This is a genomic window from Burkholderia sp. KBS0801, assembly GCF_005937855.2.
Taxonomy (GTDB): Bacteria; Pseudomonadota; Gammaproteobacteria; order Burkholderiales; family Burkholderiaceae; genus Burkholderia; species Burkholderia ambifaria.
Genome location: NZ_CP042177.1, coordinates 957477 through 977945 on the forward strand (window position 1 = coordinate 957477; position 20469 = coordinate 977945).

The window sequence follows — 20469 nt, forward strand, 5'->3', positions numbered from 1 at the left end:
GCCGCCGTTTTCATTGGTGACGCAGGCGAGGTGGCATGGCGTGGTGCGGTGGTGGCCCGGCCCCAGTGTCGAGCGGGAGCGACGATCGCCGCGAAGAAGCGTGGAGGGGAGGGGCAAAGAAAAAGGGCCTTCCCGGAGGAAGGCCCTTCTAAGATGGCGCGGCTGGCAGGATTCGAACCCACGACCCCTTGGTTCGTAGCCAAGTACTCTATCCAACTGAGCTACAGCCGCACGCAAAGCGGTACTACTTCAACTGTCGGAACCTTCTGCGATGGGAAGGCCCCCAAAAAGGTGGCGCGGCTGGCAGGATTCGAACCCACGACCCCTTGGTTCGTAGCCAAGTACTCTATCCAACTGAGCTACAGCCGCACGCAAAAACAAAATACTACTACTTTGAACTGAAAGGGCCTTCGGTTCGGAAGGCCCTCGAAAAGGTGGCGCGGCTGGCAGGATTCGAACCCACGACCCCTTGGTTCGTAGCCAAGTACTCTATCCAACTGAGCTACAGCCGCACGCAGAAGCGGAAGTATAGCAGAGTCGTATAAAAAGGGAAGCCTTCTTCGCAAAATATGTCGCACGATCTTGCGCGGCCGTGTTCGTGTACCCTTGAAGCATCGATCATCCAAGTTTTGAATCCGCATCATGAACAAGGCGTTTGTCAAAGAGTCGGACGGTGACGACGACGATCTCGACCCGAGTCAACCCGCGATTCCGGCGGGCACCAAGAACTACATCACGCCGGCCGGCCACAAGCGGCTCAGGGACGAACTGCTGAACCTGATCGACGTCGAGCGTCCCGAGGTCGTGCGCCTCGTGTCGTGGGCCGCGTCGAACGGCGACCGGTCGGAGAACGGCGACTACATCTACGGCAAGCGGCGGCTGCGCGAGATCGACCGCCGGATCCGCTTCCTGACGAAGCGGCTCGATCTCGCCGAAGTCGTCGACGCGAGCCGGCAGGAGAACGTCGACCAGGTGTTCTTCGGCGCGACGGTCGACTACGCGACGCCGGATGGCGAGGATCACACCATCACGATCGTCGGGATCGACGAGGTCGATCTCGATCACGGTTGCGTCAGCTGGATCTCGCCGGTCGCGCGTGCGCTCATCAAGGCGAAGATCGGCGATACCGTCACGCTGATGACGCCGGCCGGCCCACAGCCGATCGACGTGCTCGACGTTCGCTATCCGGCGCCGGGCAACGCGTGGGCATGAAGCGCCGCATCCGCGTCATGCCGCGCTGAAACGAATAAGCGCCCCGGGCGGGGCGCTTCGTCATGGCGGTCCCGGTCGAACGGCCGGCGGCCATCGTCTCGCTCAGAAGCGGTGGCGCATGCCGGCCGTGACGGCGATCTGCTTGTTCGTCGACGATGCGGCGCCGAGTCCGTTGATGTTCGCGCCGATCGCGAGCCCATTGGCATTGACCCGCTGGTATTCGCTCTGCAGGTACAGGTCGGTGCGCTTCGACAGCGCATAGTCGGCCTGCAGGTTGAACTGATGCCAGCTCGGCGTCTGGCCGTCGAGGCGGCTGTCGGTGTACGTGTACGAGCCGGCGAGCGAGAACGCCGGCGTCAGCGCGTAGCGGCCGTTCACCTCGTAATTGTTGAAGCGCGTGCCGCCGGCGAGCGGGATGCCGGTCGACACGCCGGATTGACCGGCGCTGATCCCGGCCGAATTGGTCAGGCGTGTCTGCGTGAACACGAAGCCGGCCGTCGCGGGCCCGAACGTGTAGTTCAGGCCTGCGCCCCACGTGCGCTGCCGGCTGGCCGCGAAGGTCCAGTCGCCGGCCACCGCGCCGGGGTCGCTGGCCGCGAGCGCCAGCGCGTTGATGTTGTTGTTGAGCTGCAGGTACGCGGCCGCGACGTTGAAGCCCATGTAGCTGTACGACGCGCCGACGCTGTACGCGCGATTGTTCGCGAAACCGGTGGAATTCGAAAAGCCGTACAGCCCGCCGAACTTCAGGCCGCCGTAGTTCGCGCTCTGGTACTTCACCGAGTTGTTGATCCGGAACGAGTTGTTCAGGTTGTCGTTGTCGAACGGGTGCGCGAACTGCGTGCCGCCGTACTGGGTGCCGGTTAGCGACAGCGGGCCGAGGTAGTCGACGACGCTGTCGTACTGGCGGCCGAGCGTGAGCGAGCCGTAGCTGTTGTGCGCGAGCCCGACGAACGCCTGACGACCGAACTCGCGGCCGTTCTGCTTCAGTGAACCGTTGTTGATGCCGAAGCCGTTTTCCAGCGTGAAGATCGCCTTCAATCCGCCGCCGAGATCCTCGGTGCCGCGCAGGCCCCAGCGGCTGCCGTTGATCGAGCCGCTCGTCTCCTGCCACGCGCTGTGACCATGCTGGTTGTTCGTGTAGGTGATGCCGGCATCGATCAGGCCGTACAGCGTGACGCTGCTTTGCGCATGGGCGGCGCTGGCAGCCACGCCCGCCAATGCGGCGACGATCAGGGTCTTTTTCATGATCTGTCTCCAAACAGGATGATGTCGATCGAACCTGCTGTGGGCATCGGCGGCGTCGCGGGTCGGCGACGCCGTGCGCATGGGGCGCGGCACCCTCGTCGGAAAACCATTTGCAGTGTACGGATCGGCCTCGGCACGGAGGAAAGCCGCTTCCTGCAATACTGTATTTTGAATCGCGCAAAAATGGGTGCATGCGCGGAGAGCCGCGTCCAGCAACACTTTGCTGCGGCGCCGCGGGCGGAAATGCTACTCAGGACTGCGTACCAGGCGTTGCGCGATCGCGACAGGCCCTCAGTGGCAGGCGAGGGTAGGCCTAGCGCGATTATTGACACATCGGCAATAGAGGTTTGTGTGGAGCATGGATAATGAAAGGATGTTCTCTCGCTATACTGCGATCTCTGCTTTCCGAAGCAGACTTTTTCGTTGACGGAAAAGATCTCCAAACCTTTGTCGGCGCGACTTCCCAGTCGCGCTTTTTTTTGCCCGGTCTTTCCGATCCCTGCTGGCCTTACTGCATGTACGAGCGTCGCTTGCGCTTGGCAGCCGGCGGCGGATCCTCGGCTTCAGCCTGCGGCGGCGTATAAGTCCAATCTTCCATCACGTAGTGACGAGCGTCCAGCGGCGACGCCAGCAGGTTCTGCCAATGATCGCCGTGCCAGTTCGGATCGAACTCGGTATCGCACGGCGCTTCACGAGGCTCGGCCAGCGCGCGGGACTTGCGGCGTGCGCGTGCGAGCCGGCTCGCGAAGCGCTTGATTCCATCCAGCCACATGACCCTTCTCCTTCCATTGCTTGGCACCAGCATCGCAACGTCCCCCGCTTTTCGCAACCCGAAAAAACCCGAGGATTTTACCGACCCGTTTTTTCTCGGTAGGTTTTTCACTGCATTGATTATTGGGGATCTGATCCCGGTAATATTGACAGGTTTTTGATGCGAATCAATTAATAAAAGAGGATGGTGTACCGATTCCAGTGGTATTGACGTTTTTTTGATAAAGAGCGCGTCAAAAATTTTCTTGACGCAGCGGGATTGTCCAATTTATAAAGTGAGCACTCCGTCCCCGGGCGGAGCGCTGGGGGTGGGTATCGGCGCGCCGTTGCGGGATTTCGGGAGGCGGCTATATCAGTAGCTTTTTTGATCTAAACGAGTGGGGAAGAAAGGTATGGATACCGGTATCGTAAAATGGTTTAACGATGCTAAAGGTTTCGGCTTTATTACGTCAGACAATGGCGGCGAAGATTTGTTTGCGCACTTTTCCGAAATCCGGATGGACGGCTTCAAAACGCTGAAGGAAAACCAGCGCGTTTCCTTTGAGGTGAAACTCGGGCCGAAAGGCAAGCAGGCAGCGAATATCCAGGCGGTCTGACGCGCCACGCACTGTCGATCACGTCCGGCCCCCGCATCGCGGGGGCTTTTTGTTTTTTGGGGCATGAAACCCGGCCGCCGGCGAATCGTTTCCGGTTCGGACTGGTCCTGGACGTGCATGCCGGTGCATACTCACGAAAGCACCGTTTCCCTGCCTTTTCATGTCCGATTCCCGTCCGTCCGATCCCGCCTGCGAGCACCCGCTCGTCTTCGTCGACCTTGAAACCACCGGCGGCTCGACCGCCGAGCACCGCATCACCGAAATCGGCGTGGTCGAAATCGGCCCGCTCGGCGTGTCGACGTGGACGACGCTGGTCAACCCGGGACAGTCGATTCCGCCGTTCATCCAGCAATTGACCGGCATTTCGGACGACATGGTGCGCGACGCGCCGTCGTTCGCGTCGCTCGCGCCCACGCTGTTCGAGCGGCTCGACGGCAAGCTGTTCGTCGCGCACAACGCGAGCTTCGACCGCGGTTTCCTGCGCGCCGAATTCGAACGTGCCGGCATCGCGTTCAATCCGGACGTGCTGTGTACGGTGCGGCTGTCGCGCGCGCTGTTTCCGCGCGAGGCGCGGCACGGACTCGATGCTTTGATCGAGCGGCATGGCCTTGTTCCCGCGGCCCGCCACCGGGCGCTCGCGGATGCCGATCTCCTTTGGCAGTTCTGGCGGCAGTTGCACGAGATCGTGCCGCTCGAGCGTCTGCGCGACCAGATTGCGCGTACGACCCGCCACTTCCGTCTCGCGGGCGGCATGACCGAAGCGTGGCTTGATACCGCGCCCGCCGGATGCGGTGTGTACGCGCTGTTCGGGGAGGGCGACGAAGCCCTTTACGTCGGGCGCAGTGTGCGGGTGCGGCAGCGCTTGCGCGCGTTGCTGACCGGCGAGCGGCGCTCGTCGAAGGAAATGCGGCTCGCGCAGCAGGTGCGGCGAGTCGAATGGCGGGAGACCGGCAACGAGCTGGGCGCGATGCTCGCCGAAGCGCAGTGGATCGCCCGCCTGCGTCCGTCGCACAACCGGCGTCGCGCGGCCGATAAAGCCCGTGCGGGCAATGCGGGCTGGCCGTTCGACGGCGCGGTCGCATTCGAAGCCGGCGACGAGCGCCGCCTGTTTCACGTGATCGACGGGTGGCGCTACCTCGGTGCGGCCGAATCACTCGACGCGGCCATGCGGCTCGCGGCCGACGGCCTGGACGGTGCGTACGAACCCCATACCCATCGCCTGCTGCAGACTCATCTCGCGCGCGGCCTGCAACTGATTCCGCTCGCGGCGCTCACGCCAGCCGACTGAGCGCCGCGTGCCGCGGCGCGCGGTGGCCGCGCGTCGTCAGCCGATCGCGCTGGCGCCGCCGGCCGAGCACACGTGCGACAGCGCGGTGTCGAGCGCTTGCGTGCGGCTCGCGTCGTAGCGGGTGAGCGTCTTCCAGTTCGCGATGCTGCGGGCAAGCCGCGCCTGGCAATCGGGCGCGTCGCGCAGCGGCGCGATCCGCGCGAGGCCGGCCAGCATCTTTTGCGTGAGCTGGTCGAGCGCCGGCCGCGTGCTGGTCGCGAGGTCGGGCGGCGTGCCTTCGGGCGGCCGCGTCGCGCGCCAGGTGGCAAAGAGCGCGTTCTGCACGTCCTTGCTCGCGGCGATCTGATCCTCGAAGAACGTACGCGCGAACGCCGGATCCACGCCCGACTGTGCGGCGCGCTTCTCCACCGATGCGAGCAGTGCGGCTTCGCGCGGCTGGTCCTCGATCGCCTTGTGGTTCGCCCATTTCCAGCGTGCGACGGGTTCGGCAAGCGCGATCCGCTGCGACGCGAGCGCGACGAGGTTGGTGAGCGCGGTGTCGTCGCCGTCGGCGCGCGCGACGGGCGGCGACGAAAAAAGGGCGACGCCGAGTGCGGCGACAGCGACGCTGGCACGAATGGCTTGTTTCATCGGAACGATCGGGAGAGCCGGGCGGGCCGGAGGTGGAAAACCAGAAGGATAGACGAAGACAGTCGCGCGGCGAAACGACGCGACAGAAGAATCAGCGGACGCGCTGACCCGGCACCGTCAGGCCGTTGCAGCCCGGGTGCGAAGCGATCTGCGCCGAAAACGCAGCGATGAACCGCATGATCTTGATCGACACGCGGCGGTTACAGAACCGGACGCAGGTTCACTTCGGCGAGTACAGCTTGTGCTGCTCGTCGAAGAATGCCCGGACGTGGTCGGGCAATTCGGCGAGGAATTCCACGCCGACGGGTTCCGGATCCGGGCTCATCACTTGCTCGGGCGGGGGCATGCGGGTTGGTCTTTCGTCCATGGTCGTTTCTCCAGCAGGTCCAATAATTATCAACCTCGCGCTTGGATTTGTGCCAGCGGCGAATCGTTAGATTTTGTCTCTGTTGTATTAACGGCACATGCGTTGTGGCGCGCCGTGCGATGCCGACTATTGCATCCGGCTCAATCGGCAACCGGCGGGTGCTTGCTATACTTGCGCGCACTTTTTCCTGGACCACGATGAAACGGACGACGCGATGGATCGGCCTCGTATGGCTGGCGCTGGTACTGAATGTACTGTCGCCCGTCATCGGCTACGCGCGTGTCGCGTCGAGCGGTTCCGGCGAGCTCACGCTCGAGCTGTGCAGTGCGGCAGGCGCTCGTCAGGTCACCCTCGCGCAGTCCGGCGACGATCGCGGCGCAGCATCGTTCGACCATGCCGGCGTGCCGCACTGCGTGTACTGTCCCGGCTTCGCGGCGAACGTCGCGCTCGGCACGAGCCTGCCCGCGTTGCCGGGTTTCGTGCGCGCGTTCGCGTACCGGCCGGCCGCCCCGGCCGTTCCCGATTTTCCCCGCAAGGGCATCCGCCTCGCGCAGCCGCGCGGTCCGCCTGAAAACGTCCCGGTCTGATTGACATCGTTCGCGCGCCCCGGTGGCGCGCGTGCCGCCCGCGGCCCGATCCGCGCGCCGCGCCGCGCCGCAGGCGCGCGGCGCGTCGGCTCGCGTCCGGCGGCTCCCGGTCACGTTTTCAGGAATTCATCCATGTCGTTCACCTTCCCCGCGCGGCCGTCGCGCGGTCGGCTCGCGCTCGCGTGCGCGGCCGCTTTTGCGTGGCCTGCCGCACAGGCGGCTGCGATCGATCGCGCATCCGCCGAACCGGTGCCCGGCGGCTCTGGCAACCCGGCCGGCCGTGCCGCACCGGTTGCCGCGGTCGTACCCGCGCCGCCGGGCGACACGCTGACCGAGGTCAGCGTCACCGCCCGGCGGCAACCCGTCGATCCGGATACGCCGGCCGTCGTCGAGTCGATCACGCGCGAGCAGATCGACGCGCACACCAACGTCACGACCGAGGACGCGCTGAAGTACGCGCCCAACCTGATGGTTCGCAAGCGCTACATCGGCGACCGCAACAGCGTGTTCGCCGGCCGCGACTTCAACGAACTGCAGAGTGCGCGCGGGCTCGTGTATGCCGATGGCCTGCTGCTGTCGAACCTGCTCGGCTCGAGCTATGCGTACCCACCGCGCTGGTCGCTGATCGCGCCCGACGATATCGAGCGCGTCGACGTGCTGTATGGCCCCTTTTCCGCGCTGTACCCCGGTAACGCGATCGGCTCGACCGTGCTGCTGACCACGCGGCGGCCCGACAAACTCGAGGCGTCGCTGTCGACGCAGTTCTTCACGCAGCGCTATCACGACGGCTACGGGCTGGCGGACAGCTTCGGCGGCAATCACCAGACCGCGCGGATCGCGAACCGGATCGGCAAATTCTGGTTCTCGCTGTCGCTCGACCGGCTGGAGAACGACGGTCAGGCGATGCAGTATGCAAGCCCCAATTCCGCGTACAACCCGAAGCTCGGCGCCGCGGTGCCGGTCACAGGCGCGGCCACCGACGTCGGACCCAACGGCAAGCCGCGCACGATCGTCGGTGCGCAGAACATCGAGCGGACCGAGCAGCTCAACGAGACGGTCCGGATGGGCTATGCGTTCACGGACCGCGTCGACGCGACGCTGACGCTCGGGCACTGGGAGAACCATTACCGGCAGCACGGCGAAACCTTCCTGCGCGACGCGGCCGGCAATCCCGTCAACGGCGGCAACGTGTCGATCGGCGGCCGGAACATGACCGTCGCGCCGAGCGCGTTCGCGCCGCAGCGCGGCGACCAGGAGAACTGGCTGTACGCGCTCGGCCTGAACGGCCGGCTCGATTCGGGCTGGCGGCTGTCGGGCGTGGTGTCCGCCTACGACGTGTCGCGCGACGTGTTGCGCGCGGCATCGACCGCGCAGGGCGGGGCGGGCACGCTGTTCCAGGGCGACGGCACGGGCTGGCGCACGCTCGACCTGAAGGCCGAGGCGCCGGAAGTGAAGGGCCACACGTTCACGTTCGGCTATCACTACGACAACTATTTCCTGCGCAACGTCACGTACAACACGGCCGACTGGCTGGCCGGGCCGACCACCTCGCTCGCGAGCGTCTATCAGGGCGACACGCGCACGCAGGCGCTGTTCGCGCAGGACGCGTGGCGTTTCGCGCCCGGCTGGCTCGCGACCCTCGGCCTGCGCTACGAGCGCTGGGATGCATACGGCGGCGCGCTCGGCAACGCGGGCGGCACGGTCGGTTACGCGGACCGCGGCGCGAATGCGCTGTCGCCGAAAGTCGCGCTGCAGTGGGACGCGACGGACGTCTGGCGCTTGCGGGTGTCGTTCGCGACGGGCACGCGCTTTCCGACGGTCGGCGAACTGTTCCAGGGCACGATCTCGAACAACGCGATCGTCAACAACAACGCGAGCCTGCGGCCGGAAAAGGCGATCGACTGGGACTTCACGGCCGAGCGCGACGTCGGTGTCGGCGTCGTGCGCGCGAGCGTGTTCCAGAGCGACCTGCGCGATTCGATCTACAGCCAGACGACGGTGTCGGGCGCGTCGACCGTCACCAACATCTCGAACGTCGATCGCGTGCGCGTGCGCGGCGTCGAACTCGGATTCAGCGGCCGCAACGTCGGGCTGCGCGGGCTCGACATCGACGCGAACGTGTCGGCGAGCAATGCGCAGATCCTGGCCGACACCGCGAACCCCGCGTACGTCGGCTCGCGCTTTCCGCGCATCCCGCGCATGCGCGCGAACCTGCTCGCGTCGTACCGCTTCGACGAGCACTGGCTCGCGAGCATCGGCGTCCGGTACTCCGGTCGCCAGTTCAACACGCTGGACAACAGCGACGTGAATCCGGACGTGTACGGCGGCACGAGCACCTTCACGGTCGTCGACCTGAAGGCGCGCTACCGGTTCGACCGTCACTGGACCGCGTCGGTCGGCATCGACAACCTGACGGACCGCCGCTACTACGTGTTCCACCCGTATCCGGGCCGCACTTTCTTTGGAGAACTGAAATGGTCGCTGTGAAATCGTTCGCGGCAGGCTGCGCGCTGTGGCTCGCGGCGCTGTCGCCCGCGGGCGCGCACGACGCCCCGAAAACCGCCGATCCGCATGCCGCACACATGAGCATGCAGGCTGCGCCGGCGCAACAGAAGCAGCCGCTCGCGACCGGCGCCGCGTTCGACGCGCGGCACCGGCTGTGGGTCGCATGGGTCGAAGGCGCGCACGTCGTCGTCGCGCACTCGGACGACGCGGGCCGTACGCTGTCGGCGCCCGTGACCGTCAACGCGATGCCCGAGCCGATCTACACGAGCGCGGAGAATCGGCCGAAGATCGCGACGAGCCCCGACGGCCGTGCGGTGTACGTGTCGTGGTCGATGCCGCTCGATGCACCGTACACCGGCATGGTGCGCTTCTCGCGCTCGCTCGACGGCGGGGCGACCTGGAGCGTGCCCGTCACCGTGCATCGCGACCGCCAGGCGATCACGCACCGCTTCGACATGATGGCTGTCGATCCGGCCGGCAACATCGCGATCGCGTGGATCGACAAGCGCGATCTCGTCGCGGCGAAGGCGGCGGGGCACGCGTACGAGGGCGCGGCCGTGTACTACGCGGTGTCGCGCGACGGCGGCGCGTCGTTCGAGCCCGAGCGCAAGGTGACCGACCATACGTGCGAATGCTGCCGCATCGCGATGGCGATCGATCCGGCCGGACACATCGAAGCCGTGTGGCGCAACGTGTTCCCCGGACAGATCCGCGACCATGCGCTCGCGGTGCTGCCCGTGTCGGCGTCGGAGCCCGTCGTGCCGGTGCGCGCGACGTTCTCGAACTGGCATGTCGAGGCCTGCCCCGAGCACGGGCCGGCGCTTGCGATCACGCCCGACGGTACGCGTCATATCGCGTGGTTCGGCGTCGTCGATGGCCGCGCCGACGTGTTCTACTCGCGCATCGGCGCCGACGGCCAGCCGCGCGGCACGCCGTGGGCATTCGGCGCGAATCCGGCGGCGCCGGCCGAGCAGGCGTCGCATGCGGCGCTCGTCGCGCGTGGTGACGTCGTCTGGCTTGCGTGGAAGGCGTTCGACGGTGAAACGATGCAGATCAAGCTGCGCCGCTCCGACGATCGCGGCGAGCACTGGTCGGCGCCGCGCGTGATCGCGTCGACGTCGGGCGCGAGCGACAATCCGCAACTGCTCGACGATGCGGGGCGCATCTATCTGTCGTGGCGTACGCGTAACGACGGCTACCGGCTGATTCCCGTGGAGGGCGCGCAATGAAACGGCTGATGGTGTTGATCGGCGCCGTGCTCGCGAGCGTGCCGGCGTGGGCCGGCGAGCTTCAGCCGCTACGCGCGGCCGAGGTCGCGAAGTTGTATGCGACGGCGCACGAACGGCCGCTCGCGGTCGAGATCTGGTCGCTCGATTGCGGATACTGCCGCGAGAACGCCGCGCATCTCGTCGCGTGGCAGCGCCGGCATCCGGACGTGCAGCTCGCGATGGTCACGATGGACGCTTATGACGACAACGGCGCCGCGATCGCCCAGGCGCTCGCGCAAATGAACCTGCCGCCGCAGGTCACGCAGTATGCGAACGCGGAGCCGATGCCCGAGCGTCTGCGTGCGGCGCTCGATGCGGGATGGCGGGGAGAAATGCCGCGTACCGTGTGGATCGGTCGCGACGGCGCACGCGAAGCGCGCAGCGGATTGCTGACGACCAACGTGCTCGACGGCTGGTTGCAACACGGCAAGCGCCGCTGAAACGCCAGGCGGCGCGCGGGATGCCGCGCGCCGCTTCGATGCGAAAACGAACGAGCGCGCGCCCCAAGGCGCGCGAGAAGATCGTCAGGCCGCGCGCCTGAACAGCCGGATCACGAACAGAAGGATCACGGCGCCGATGACAGCGACGATCACCGAGCCGATGAATCCGCTGCCGATGCCGATACCGAGCATCGTGGCCAGCCAGCCGCCGATCACCGCGCCGACGATACCGACGATGATGTCGACGATCAGGCCGAAGCCACCGCCCTTGACGAGCAGGCCTGCCAGCCAGCCGGCGATCGCGCCGATGATGAGCCACATAATCAAGCCATGAGTCATGGTGATCCTCTCCTTGTATTGAGTCGAAATGACCGGACGTCGGCTGTTTCGCCGCAGCTGCAGGAAGGCGGCATGCGACCCGCCGCGCCGCCCACGCAATGTAACGCGATAGACGGGTCGGAATCGTTAAGTAATGTTATGCACCCTTAACGGGTTTTTCCAGGGGATTCGTCTGCCTACGGGGCGAGGGGTGCGCAAAACGATGCGCGGTGAAATGAATTCGTAAGGAGTGGCGATATCTGCCCGGCGGTGTGTCCTGCGTTATTGTCCGCAGGCCGGCGCTGGTGCGCCTGTATCGGGCAGGCCATCGCCGGCATCTGCAATGAGGCGGGTGACGGTCGCCGTATCGCCGATCGTCTCGATCGCCAGCAGCGCGAAGCGGGCGAGAAAGAGCGGGGCGTCGGTTTCGCCGATGCGGGTCATCGCGAGGCACAGGTCGGTGTAGAGAATGTCGCGTTCGGTGTCGGTCATGGTCATCATGCGTTCTCCTGAAGATCGGCCGACGTGCGTGGATGAAGCGCACGCTCGAGTGCTGCGCTCAGGTCGGCGGGGCGTGCGTCGTGCCAGCGGCCGAGCACGTGTCCGTCCGGACGCACGAGGTAGACGGTGCCGTCGCGCGCACCGTACAGCTCGAACAGCCGGTCGTCCGAATCGTAGCCGTTGCATCCCGGATGTTGCGGCGCCGCATGCCGCGCGAGCGTCACCAGCGCGAACGGTATGCGGGCGTCGTGCAGGCGTCGCTCGAGTTCGGCGAACGACGGATCGGGTGCGCCGTCGCACGTGAAGCGCAACGCCGTGAAGCATGGGCCGACGAGATCGGTCAGATGGCCGCGGCGTGCGCTGCCGGCGTTGCCGATGTCGCGCGACGCCGGCAGCATCAGCGGACATTCCGCGAGCACCGTGCCGGGCGCCGGTCCGGCCGAAAACGCATCGCGCTCGTCCGCGTTGAGCGGCGACGCCGTGTAGGCGATGGCCGTCGTCTGGCGCGGATTGATCAGCGAACGCAACGCCGGATGCCGCACCGCGAGTGTCAGGACGGCCTTGCGCATCAGATCGAACGCGAACGACGGCGGCGCCATGAACTCGGTGCTCTTGGTGCCGTAGCGCAGGTTCTCGTGCGTCGCGAACACCCGCTCGTCTGAATAGCTGTCGAGCAGCGCGTCCGACGCGAGGTCGCGAATCACGAACGCCAGTTTCCACGCGACATTGTCGGCGTCGTCGATGCCCGAATTCGCGCCGCGCACGCCGAAGATCGGCACGAGGTGCGCGGCGTCGCCGCAGAACAGCACGTGGCCGTGCCGGTAGCGTTCGAGCGTCAGTGCGTTCGCCTTGTAGATCGTGATCCAGATCGGCGACCACGCGCCGCGTTCGCCCATCATGTCCAGCAGGTTCTGCACGCGCGGGATCACGTTCTCGGGCTTCACAGCCGCTTCGGGATCCTCATCGTCGCGCAGCTGGTAGTCGATCCGCCACACGTTGTCGGGCTGCTTGTGGACGAGCACCGTCGAGCCGGGGTTCGACGGCGGGTCGAAATACGCGAGCCGTTCGGTCGGCCGGTCGCTGTCGAGCGCGATGTCGACGATCACGTAGCGGCCTTCGTAGCTTGTGCCCTGAAGCGACAGGCCGAGCGCATCACGCACCGTGCTGCGCCCGCCGTCGCTCGCGACGATCCAGTCGGCGTCGAGTGCGTAGCTGCCGAGCGGCGTTTCGATGTCGACACGCACGCCGTCCGGGTAGCGCGTGACGCTCGCGACCTTCGCCTGCCAGCGAATCTCGATGAGCTCGGGGCGGCGCAGCGCGGCATCGAGCAGGAACTGTTCGATGTGATACTGCGCGAGGTTCACCATCGGCGGCAGCTTCTGGTTCTCGTCCTGCGGCATCGTGAAATGCAGCACTTCGTCGCGACGATGGAAACTGCGCCCGCCGCTCCACGGCAGTCCGACGGGCAGGAAGTCGTCGAGCGCGCCGAGCCGCTCGATGATCTCGAGGCTGCGTCGCGAGATGCAGATCGCGCGGCTGCCGTGACAGACCGAGTCGTCGGCTTCGAGCAGCACGCTGCGGATGCCGTGATTGGCGAGGCCGAGTGCGACGGCGAGGCCCACCGGCCCGCCGCCGACGATCGCGACGCGGTGTCGTTGCGTGTCGACACCGTCGCGGCAGGTCGGCAGGTGCGCCGGATGACGCGCGGCGACGAACGGATATGGCTTGAATTCGATGCCCATCGTTGGCTTCCAGGTTGCAGTGATCGGACGCACGCGCGCGATGACGCGACGCGTGCGGCGGGTCGATGCAGTATGGAAGCCGCGCCGGTCACCGCTGTCCCCATTCCGGGTACGGCGAACGGCTGGCGGCGGGACGGGATTTACCCCGACGTGTTCAGGATCGGCGGGCGCGGTTCAGTGTTGCAGGCACAGCGCAAACAGCTGGCGCTGGCTCGAGATACCGAGACGCCGGTAGGCACGCTTCTGGTAGGTGACGACGCTCGACGCCTTCACGCCGATCGTGTCGCCGATTTCCCGCGCGCTCTGGCCTTCGAGCACACCGCGCAGCACGTCGAGTTCGCGCTTGGACAACGCCGGACAGGCGCCGCGCAGCCGCGCGAGCATCAGTTGCGGGATGCCGATCTGCGTCGAGCCCGCGAGCGCGTAGTGATGTTGCGCCGCCTGCGCGATCAGCGGCGCGAGCGTTTCGATGGCCGCGATCTCGCGCGGCTGGAATGCGCCGCTGCGATGCGCGCGATACAGGTTGATCGACAACCAGGTCGAGTCGTTCGGCTGCATCAGCAGCGCGAGGCGATCGGATACGTCGGGGCCGCGGTAGCAGGCCGCGCGATACGCGTCGTGACCGATCTCGTCGCCGGCCTGCAGATGCAGCAGCACGTCGCGGCGGTGCGGGCCGCGATCGGCGGCCGAGACGATCGTCTGGTTGCCGTCGAGCGCATAGAAATGTCGCGCGTAGGTGTCGGCGACATCGCGCAGGTAGCGGCCGCCGCGATGATCGGCGACCGACACGGTGCGCGGCCGGTTGCCGAACTCGTACGCGAAGATCGTGCACTGCGTGACGGACAGCGCATCGTCGAACAGCTTCAGGATTTCCGCGGCGAACGCGTTCGGCTCGCTGCCGCCGAGCGCGGCGACGAGGCCGGTCGCGCGGCGCACGTCCAGTTGCCCGCTGAGGTTCGGTCGCTCGAGACGCCACGTGCGCATGATGCAGGGAGAGGGCTGAGTGTTCCGCCGATTGTAATCGGCGGTGCGCGGGCTGGGAGTCGGGAGATGCCCGCAAGCGAAAACGATGGGGCGGGCGCACGGTTTCGTGTATCCGAAAACGCGGCTGAAAAAGAGAAAAGGCCTGACAAGCGATGCTTGTCAGGCCTTTATGTCTTGGTGCCGGAGATAGGAGTCGAACCTACGACCTTCGCATTACGAATGCGCTGCTCTACCAACTGAGCTACACCGGCAGCAGAGAAATGAAATTATATGGTCAAATCCGAGATCTTGGCAATAGGTTTTGCGAAATTTTTTCAGCTTGCTGCTGCTGCTTCGCGAAACCATCGATCCGGCGGACTTCCCGCTTTCACTTCACTGCGACGCAGCCTGTCAGGGCCACATCGCGAAGGCGCGATTGTACTGACGTCTTGCCCCTTCGTCCAGAGCTGCGGGGCAAATTTATTTGCCTTCGCCTTCGGCGTGATAGCTGGTCACGCGCTCGACTTCGTTCTTCGAGCCGAGGAAGACCGGCACGCGCTGGTGCAGGCCGGTCGGCTGCACTTCCATGATGCGCTGCGTGCCCGTCGTCGCGGCGCCGCCCGCCTGTTCGACGATGAACGACATCGGGTTCGCTTCATACATCAGGCGCAGCTTGCCCGGGCGATCGGGCGTGCGCTTGTCGGCCGGGTACATGAAGATGCCGCCGCGGTTCAGGATCCGGTGCACGTCGGCCACCATCGATGCGATCCAGCGCATGTTGAAGTTGTCGCCGCGCGGGCCGTCCTTGCCGGCGTTCAGTTCGTCGACATAGCGCTGGACCGGCTCGTACCAGTGGCGCGCGTTCGACGCGTTGATCGCGTATTCGCGCGTATCGGCCGGGATCTGCATGTTGCTTTGCGTGAGCACCCACGAACCGACTTCGCGGTCGAGCGTGAAGCAGTTCACGCCGTTGCCGGTCGTCAGCACGAACACCGTTTGCGGGCCGTACACCGCGTAGCCGGCCGCGACCTGCTCCGTGCCCGGCTGCAGGAACGATTCCTCGGTGGCCTGCTTGCCGTCCGGGCAGCGCAGCACCGAGAAGATCGTGCCGATCGACACGTTGACGTCGATGTTCGACGAGCCATCGAGCGGATCGAACACGAGCAGGTATTCGCCGCGCGGGTAGTTCGCGGGGATCGGGAAGAACGTTTCCATCTCCTCCGACGCCATCGCGGCGAGGTTGCCGCCCCATTCGTTCGCGTCGAGCAGGATCTCGTTCGACAGGATGTCGAGCTTCTTCTGCACTTCGCCCTGCACGTTCTCGCTGCCGGCGGTGCCGAGCGCTTCGCCGAGCGCGCCCTTCGACACGTTGTAGCTGATCGCCTTGCACGCGCGTGCGACGACTTCGATCAGCAGACGCAGGTCGGCGGGGAGGTTGTTGGTCTCACGTTGCTGTTCGATCAGGAACTTCGACAGCGTGGTGCGGCGGGCAATGGACATGACTGACTCCGAAAGGCCAAAGAATCCTTGAATGCCCGCAATTTTACCCGCCGCGCCTTCCGCGCCGCCGGCTTTTTTCGTCCGGTTACATGGCCGGGCGGACGATTCGACCGGGTTCCGGCGTGCGCGGCGCGGCGGACCGGCCCTGCGGCGGCGGGACCGCCGGGCGGTCGAACGCGCTCCCCGGCTCCGACCCCGCGAACCTTCGGCCGATAAAAAAGCCGGCGCCGCAACGGGGCGGCGCCGGCTTTGTCGCGCGGGAGCGCGACGCGAATCGCATGCGTGCCGTTACGCGAGCGCCTTCTCGACGATCTCGCGCACGTCGCGCGATTTCGCGCCGGCCGCGACCTGCTCGAGCGCTTCGCGCATCCGGTCGCGCAGCGCGGGCGTGAAGCGGCGCCACAGTTCGAGCGAGCGGGCGAGGCGCGCGGCGACTTGCGGGTTGATCGCGTCGAGCGCGAGCACCTGCTCGGCCCAGAACGCGTAGCCCGAACCGTCCGCCGCGTGGAATTGCGCCGGGTTCGCCGCGCAGAAGCTGAAGATCAGCGAGCGTGCGCGGTTCGGGTTCTTCAGGTTGAACGCCGGGTGGGCCATCAGCGTGCGGACTTTCGCGAGCGTCGGCTGGGCGGCCGTGCCGCGTTGCGCGGCCTGCATCGCGAACCACTTGTCGATCACGAGCGCTTCCTTCTCGAAGCGACGGTAGAAGTCGTCGAGCGCATGCGTGGCCGCGTCGTTCGCGCCCGAGGCCGCGGCGGACAGCAGCGCGCCGAGCGCGGCCGCGCGATCGGTCATGTTGTTCGCCGCGTCGTACTGCGCGGTCGCGATGCGCACGGCGTCGGCCGGATCCTCGAGTTCGGCGAGATACGCGAGCGCGAGGTTCTTCAGCGCGCGGCGGCCGGACGCTTCGGGCGTCGGCTCGTACGCGCCGGGCGTCTGGTGCTGCTCGTACGCTGCGAGCCACTCGGCGCGCAGCGCGGTCGCGAGCTGGCGGCGCACGAACTGGCGTGCGCGATGCACGGCGGCCGGATCGGCTTCCGCCATCTGGTCGGCGAGATAGGTTTCCGACGGCAGCGTCAGCGCGAGTTCGCGGAACGCGGGCGACAGGTTTTCATCGGTCAGCACGCGGCGGAACGCGGCGACGAAGTTCTCGCCGAGCGTGAGCGGCTGGTTCGCGGCGGCGCGCGCGGCGAGCGTCAGCAGCGCGCGCGTCGCGAGGCGCTGGCCGGCTTCCCAGCGGTTGAACGGGTCGCTGTCGTGCGCGAGCAGGAATGCGAGATCGTCGTCGCTGTAGTCGTACTCGACGATCACCGGCGCCGAGAAATTGCGCAGCAGCGATGGCAGCGGCTGTTCCGGCACGTCGACGAACGTGAAGGTCTGCTCGGTGCCGGTGAACTCGAGCACGCGCGTCTTGCCCGACGCGGCGGCTTCGCCGTCGAGGCGCAGCGGCAGGTCGCGGCCGTCGCGGCCGATCAGGCCGATCGCGAACGGGATCAGCAGCGGCCCCTGTTGCGTGTCGCGCGCCGCCGGCGACGCGTCGCCGTAGCCCTGCGCGAGCGTGACCGTGTAGCGGCGTGCAGCCGCGTCGTACGCGGTACGCACCGACACGCGCGGCGTGCCGGCCTGGCTGTACCAACGCTCGAACTGCGCGAGATCGCGCCCGTTCGCGTCGGCCATCGCGTGACGGAAGTCGTCGCACGTCACGGCGTGACCGTCGTGGCGCTGGAAGTACAGGTCCATCCCCTTGCGGAACCCGTCGCGGCCGAACAGCGTCTGGTACATCCGCACGACTTCCGAGCCTTTCTCGTAGACGGTCATCGTGTAGAAGTTGTTGATCTCGACGTAGCTTTCCGGACGCACCGGATGCGCCATCGGGCCCGCGTCCTCGGCGAACTGCAACTGGCGCAGCACGCGCACGTCCTCGATGCGCTTGACCGCGCGGGCTGCAGATGCGACGTTGTCGCCCGCTGCCATGTCGGCCGAGAACTCCTGATCGCGGAATACCGTCAGGCCTTCCTTCAGGCTCAGCTGGAACCAGTCGCGGCAGGTCACGCGGTTGCCGGTCCAGTTGTGGAAGTACTCGTGGCCGACCACCGACTCGATGTTCGCGAAGTCGGTGTCGGTCGCGGTCTCGGGGTTCGCCAGCACGTACTTCGTGTTGAAGATGTTGAGCCCCTTGTTCTCCATCGCGCCCATGTTGAAGTCGCCGACCGCGACGATCATGAAGCGGTCGAGATCGAGTTCGAGCCCGAAGCGCTTCTCGTCCCAGCGGATCGAGTGGATCAGCGAATCCATCGCGTGACGGGTCTTGTCGAGATCGGCCGGCTCGACCCACACCTGCAGCAGCTTTTCCTTGCCGGAGCCGGACGTGATCTTCTCCTCGATCGCGACGAGCTTGCCCGCGACGAGCGCGAACAGGTAGCTCGGCTTGCGGAACGGATCTTCCCATTTCGCGAAGTGGCGGCCGTCGGGCAGCTCGCCCGAGTCGACCAGGTTGCCGTTCGACAGCAGCACCGGATAGGCGCTCTTGTCGGCGCGCAGCGTGGCGGTGTACGACGCCATCACGTCGGGGCGGTCGAGGAAGTAGGTGATGCGGCGAAAGCCTTCGGCCTCGCACTGCGTGAAGAAGTTGCCGCTCGATACGTACAGGCCGGACAGCGTCGTGTTCTGGTCCGGCGCGCACGCACTCTCGAGCGTGAGCTCGAACGCGTCGGGCACGTTTTCGACGGTCAGCCCGTGTTCGTGCGCACGCACCGCACCGTACGGCGCGCCGTCGAGCTGCGCGCCGAGGAATTCGAGCGCTTCGCCCATCAGCTCCAGATGCGGGGTGGGCGCCGCGTCCGGATTGCGGCGCACGCGCATCGTATTCCTGACGATCGTGCGGGCCGGCGCGAGATCGAATTCGAGTGCGACGGAATCGATGAGGAAGGCCGGCGGCGTGTAGTCGGCGCGGCGGATCACGGTGGAGGAGGCGTTGTCGGACATGGTCGTCGAGATCGGTGGGGTGGGGATCGGACCCGCAGCGCGGACCGGGCGAACCGGGCCATTGTACAAAGGCTTGCGGCCGCGTGCCGCAGCGAACTTTTTACCGGTTCGGGGAGTCCGCGTATTATCGGCATCCCGTGCGGTTCGCGCGGTGCGACGGACGGATGACGGATCGACGAGGATCGACATGAAACGCGAATGGATTCAACGCGGTGCGGGCTGGGCGGCGGTGCTGTGCGTGGCGCTGCTGACGGGCTGCACCAGCTACGTGACAACGCAGGTCACGGCCTTCTCCGACTGGAGCGGCAGCGACGCGACACGCACTTACGCCTTCACGCGCACCGATGCGCAGAAGCACAGCATCGAGCAGTCGACCTACGAGCCGATCGTCGCGAACGAGTTGTCCGCGTACGCATTCCGGCCGGTGCCGGCCGCGCAGGCGCGCTATCTGGTCGGGCTGACCTACGGGGTCGGCAGCGATCTGGTGACGGTGCCGCAGCCGGTCTACTACGACCCGTGGTTCATGGGGCCGGGGCCGTACTGGCGGGGCGGGCCGTGGGGCCCGTGGGGGCCCTGGGGGCCGATGCCGGCCGGTTATGTCGCGCAGACCTACCAGGTGTTCGACTACACGCTCGGCATCCGGATTACCGAGCGTGCGACCGGCAAGGAGGTCTACAACGTGACCGCGCGCACCACCGGCGACAACGGTGCGCTGCTGTATGCGATGCCGTTCCTCGCGCGCAGCGCGCTCGCCGATTTCCCGTTGGCGAACGGCGCGATCCGCACGGTGCGACTGCCGGTCGACAAGCGCGGCGGGCCCGCGGCGCCGGCCGCCAACGAGCGTGCGGTGCCGGCCGTGCCGGCCTCGGGTGCGGGGCTCGCGAAGTAACGCGTTGGCGACACGGGCGCGGCCGCCCGGCCGCGCCAGTTGCCTGCGTGCGTTGTATGCGTCGCATGCGTCAGAACCCGACGCCCAGCAACGCGAGCACGCCCAGCACGACGAACAGCACGGCCGCGATGCCGTGCACCAGCTTCGTCGGCAGCCGGTGCGCGAAACGGTCGCCCAGCAGGATCGCGGGCACGTTCGCGAGCATCATCCCGAAGGTCGTGCCGGCCACCACGCCGATGTAATCCTGGAAGCGCGCGGCGAGCGCGACGGTCGCGATCTGCGTCTTGTCACCCATTTCCGCGAGGAAGAACGCGACGAGCGTCGCGCCGAACACGCCGAGCCGCGAGCGGGTCGCATTGGCTTCGTCGGCATCGAGCTTGTCCGGCACGAGGATCCACAACCCCATCGCGATGAACGAGAACGCAAGCGCCCAGCGCATGATCGACGGCGTGACGAGTATGCCGAGCCACTCGCCGAACGCACCGGCGAAGCCGTGGTTCACGAGCGTCGCGACGAGCACGCCGAGAATGATCGGCACCGGCTTGCGATAACGCGCGGCCAGCACGAGGGACAGCAGTTGGGTCTTGTCGCCGATTTCAGCGAGGGCGACGGCGCCGGTGGAGATCAGGAAGGCTTGAGACACGTATGGGGTTCCACGGGCCGGT

At 66.5% G+C, this 20469-nt stretch carries 19 protein-coding genes and 4 tRNA genes; 8 read left to right on the forward strand and 15 right to left on the reverse strand.

The genetic code is table 11. The annotated features are described in order from the left end of the window. Positions 1-154: 154 nt before the first annotated feature. The 3 genes from FFI87_RS04695 to FFI87_RS04705 all read right to left on the reverse strand — a co-directional run bounded on the left by FFI87_RS04695 (position 155) and on the right by FFI87_RS04705 (position 512). Positions 155-231: transfer RNA gene (locus tag FFI87_RS04695), tRNA-Arg, on the reverse strand. 61 nt (positions 232-292) lie between these two features. After that, positions 293-369 (reverse strand) — tRNA-Arg (locus tag FFI87_RS04700). Positions 370-435: 66 nt separating this feature from the next. Beyond that, a tRNA-Arg gene (locus tag FFI87_RS04705) sits at positions 436-512 on the reverse strand. A 130-nt stretch (positions 513-642) separates the two neighbouring features. Between FFI87_RS04705 and greB the strand changes: the two genes are divergently transcribed. Then, the gene (gene greB / locus FFI87_RS04710; RefSeq protein ID WP_138848120.1) at positions 643-1212 is read left to right on the forward strand and encodes a transcription elongation factor GreB; all 570 of its coding nucleotides are present in this window, start codon (positions 643-645) and stop codon (positions 1210-1212) included. 102 nt (positions 1213-1314) lie between these two features. On the opposite strand, the gene FFI87_RS04715 is transcribed toward greB, so the two are convergent. After that, entirely contained in the window at positions 1315-2457 is a 1143-nt protein-coding gene (locus FFI87_RS04715) for a porin (protein WP_138848119.1), read from the reverse strand. 508 nt (positions 2458-2965) lie between these two features. Beyond that, a complete protein-coding gene (locus FFI87_RS04720; protein WP_012363306.1) occupies positions 2966-3229 on the reverse strand; it encodes a hypothetical protein in 264 nt (87 codons plus the stop codon). 391 nt (positions 3230-3620) lie between these two features. Here FFI87_RS04720 and FFI87_RS04725 point away from each other — a divergent pair, with 391 nt between their 5' ends. Continuing rightward, positions 3621-3824, forward strand: a complete 204-nt coding sequence (locus tag FFI87_RS04725) for a cold-shock protein (RefSeq protein ID WP_006750857.1) — start codon at positions 3621-3623, stop codon at positions 3822-3824. Positions 3825-3984: 160 nt separating this feature from the next. Then, a complete protein-coding gene (locus FFI87_RS04730) occupies positions 3985-5112 on the forward strand; it encodes an exonuclease domain-containing protein (RefSeq protein WP_138848118.1) in 1128 nt (375 codons plus the stop codon). Between the two features lie 36 nt (positions 5113-5148). Here the strand turns inward: FFI87_RS04730 and FFI87_RS04735 are convergent, their stop codons facing one another. Further along, entirely contained in the window at positions 5149-5742 is a 594-nt protein-coding gene (locus tag FFI87_RS04735; RefSeq protein ID WP_138848117.1) for a chorismate mutase, read from the reverse strand. Between the two features lie 220 nt (positions 5743-5962). Continuing rightward, on the reverse strand, positions 5963-6109 hold the full coding sequence (locus FFI87_RS34415; protein WP_006756195.1) for a hypothetical protein: 147 nt from the start codon (positions 6107-6109) through the stop codon (positions 5963-5965). A gap of 197 nt (positions 6110-6306) precedes the next feature. Between FFI87_RS34415 and FFI87_RS04740 the strand changes: the two genes are divergently transcribed. The 4 genes from FFI87_RS04740 to FFI87_RS04755 all read left to right on the forward strand — a co-directional run bounded on the left by FFI87_RS04740 (position 6307) and on the right by FFI87_RS04755 (position 10909). Next, entirely contained in the window at positions 6307-6696 is a 390-nt protein-coding gene (locus FFI87_RS04740; RefSeq protein WP_138848116.1) for a DUF2946 domain-containing protein, read from the forward strand. Positions 6697-6828: 132 nt separating this feature from the next. After that, positions 6829-9183: a TonB-dependent receptor gene (locus tag FFI87_RS04745; RefSeq protein ID WP_138848115.1), complete on the forward strand. Its 2355-nt coding sequence runs from the start codon at positions 6829-6831 to the stop codon at positions 9181-9183. Continuing rightward, on the forward strand, positions 9171-10430 hold the full coding sequence (locus FFI87_RS04750; protein WP_138848114.1) for a sialidase family protein: 1260 nt from the start codon (positions 9171-9173) through the stop codon (positions 10428-10430). Before FFI87_RS04745 ends, FFI87_RS04750 begins: the two co-directional genes overlap by 13 nt. After that, positions 10427-10909, forward strand: a complete 483-nt coding sequence (locus tag FFI87_RS04755) for a TlpA family protein disulfide reductase (protein ID WP_138848113.1) — start codon at positions 10427-10429, stop codon at positions 10907-10909. Before FFI87_RS04750 ends, FFI87_RS04755 begins: the two co-directional genes overlap by 4 nt. 84 nt (positions 10910-10993) lie before the next feature. Here FFI87_RS04755 and FFI87_RS04760 read toward each other — a convergent pair whose 3' ends face one another. From FFI87_RS04760 to pepN, 7 genes are all read right to left on the reverse strand, one after another. Continuing rightward, positions 10994-11248, reverse strand: coding sequence for a GlsB/YeaQ/YmgE family stress response membrane protein (locus FFI87_RS04760; RefSeq protein ID WP_011656234.1), 255 nt, complete (start codon positions 11246-11248; stop codon positions 10994-10996). Between the two features lie 261 nt (positions 11249-11509). Beyond that, positions 11510-11728 (reverse strand): hypothetical protein, encoded by a 219-nt coding sequence (locus FFI87_RS04765; protein WP_138848112.1) that lies wholly within the window; start codon positions 11726-11728, stop codon positions 11510-11512. Further along, on the reverse strand, positions 11725-13470 hold the full coding sequence (locus FFI87_RS04770; protein WP_138848111.1) for an FAD-dependent oxidoreductase: 1746 nt from the start codon (positions 13468-13470) through the stop codon (positions 11725-11727). Before FFI87_RS04770 ends, FFI87_RS04765 begins: the two co-directional genes overlap by 4 nt. Before the next feature lie 174 nt (positions 13471-13644). Beyond that, positions 13645-14454, reverse strand: coding sequence for a helix-turn-helix transcriptional regulator (locus FFI87_RS04775; protein ID WP_138848110.1), 810 nt, complete (start codon positions 14452-14454; stop codon positions 13645-13647). Positions 14455-14629: 175 nt separating this feature from the next. Beyond that, positions 14630-14705 (reverse strand) — tRNA-Thr (locus FFI87_RS04780). A gap of 208 nt (positions 14706-14913) precedes the next feature. Further along, the gene (locus tag FFI87_RS04785) at positions 14914-15933 is read right to left on the reverse strand and encodes a class 1 fructose-bisphosphatase (RefSeq protein ID WP_012363316.1); all 1020 of its coding nucleotides are present in this window, start codon (positions 15931-15933) and stop codon (positions 14914-14916) included. 288 nt (positions 15934-16221) lie between these two features. After that, on the reverse strand, positions 16222-18915 hold the full coding sequence (gene pepN, locus FFI87_RS04790) for an aminopeptidase N (protein WP_138848109.1): 2694 nt from the start codon (positions 18913-18915) through the stop codon (positions 16222-16224). Between the two features lie 187 nt (positions 18916-19102). Between pepN and FFI87_RS04795 the strand changes: the two genes are divergently transcribed. After that, positions 19103-19804 (forward strand): DUF4136 domain-containing protein, encoded by a 702-nt coding sequence (locus FFI87_RS04795; protein WP_138848108.1) that lies wholly within the window; start codon positions 19103-19105, stop codon positions 19802-19804. Positions 19805-19874: 70 nt separating this feature from the next. Here FFI87_RS04795 and FFI87_RS04800 read toward each other — a convergent pair whose 3' ends face one another. Continuing rightward, positions 19875-20447 (reverse strand): TMEM165/GDT1 family protein, encoded by a 573-nt coding sequence (locus FFI87_RS04800; protein ID WP_041489770.1) that lies wholly within the window; start codon positions 20445-20447, stop codon positions 19875-19877. Positions 20448-20469: the final 22 nt, after the last annotated feature.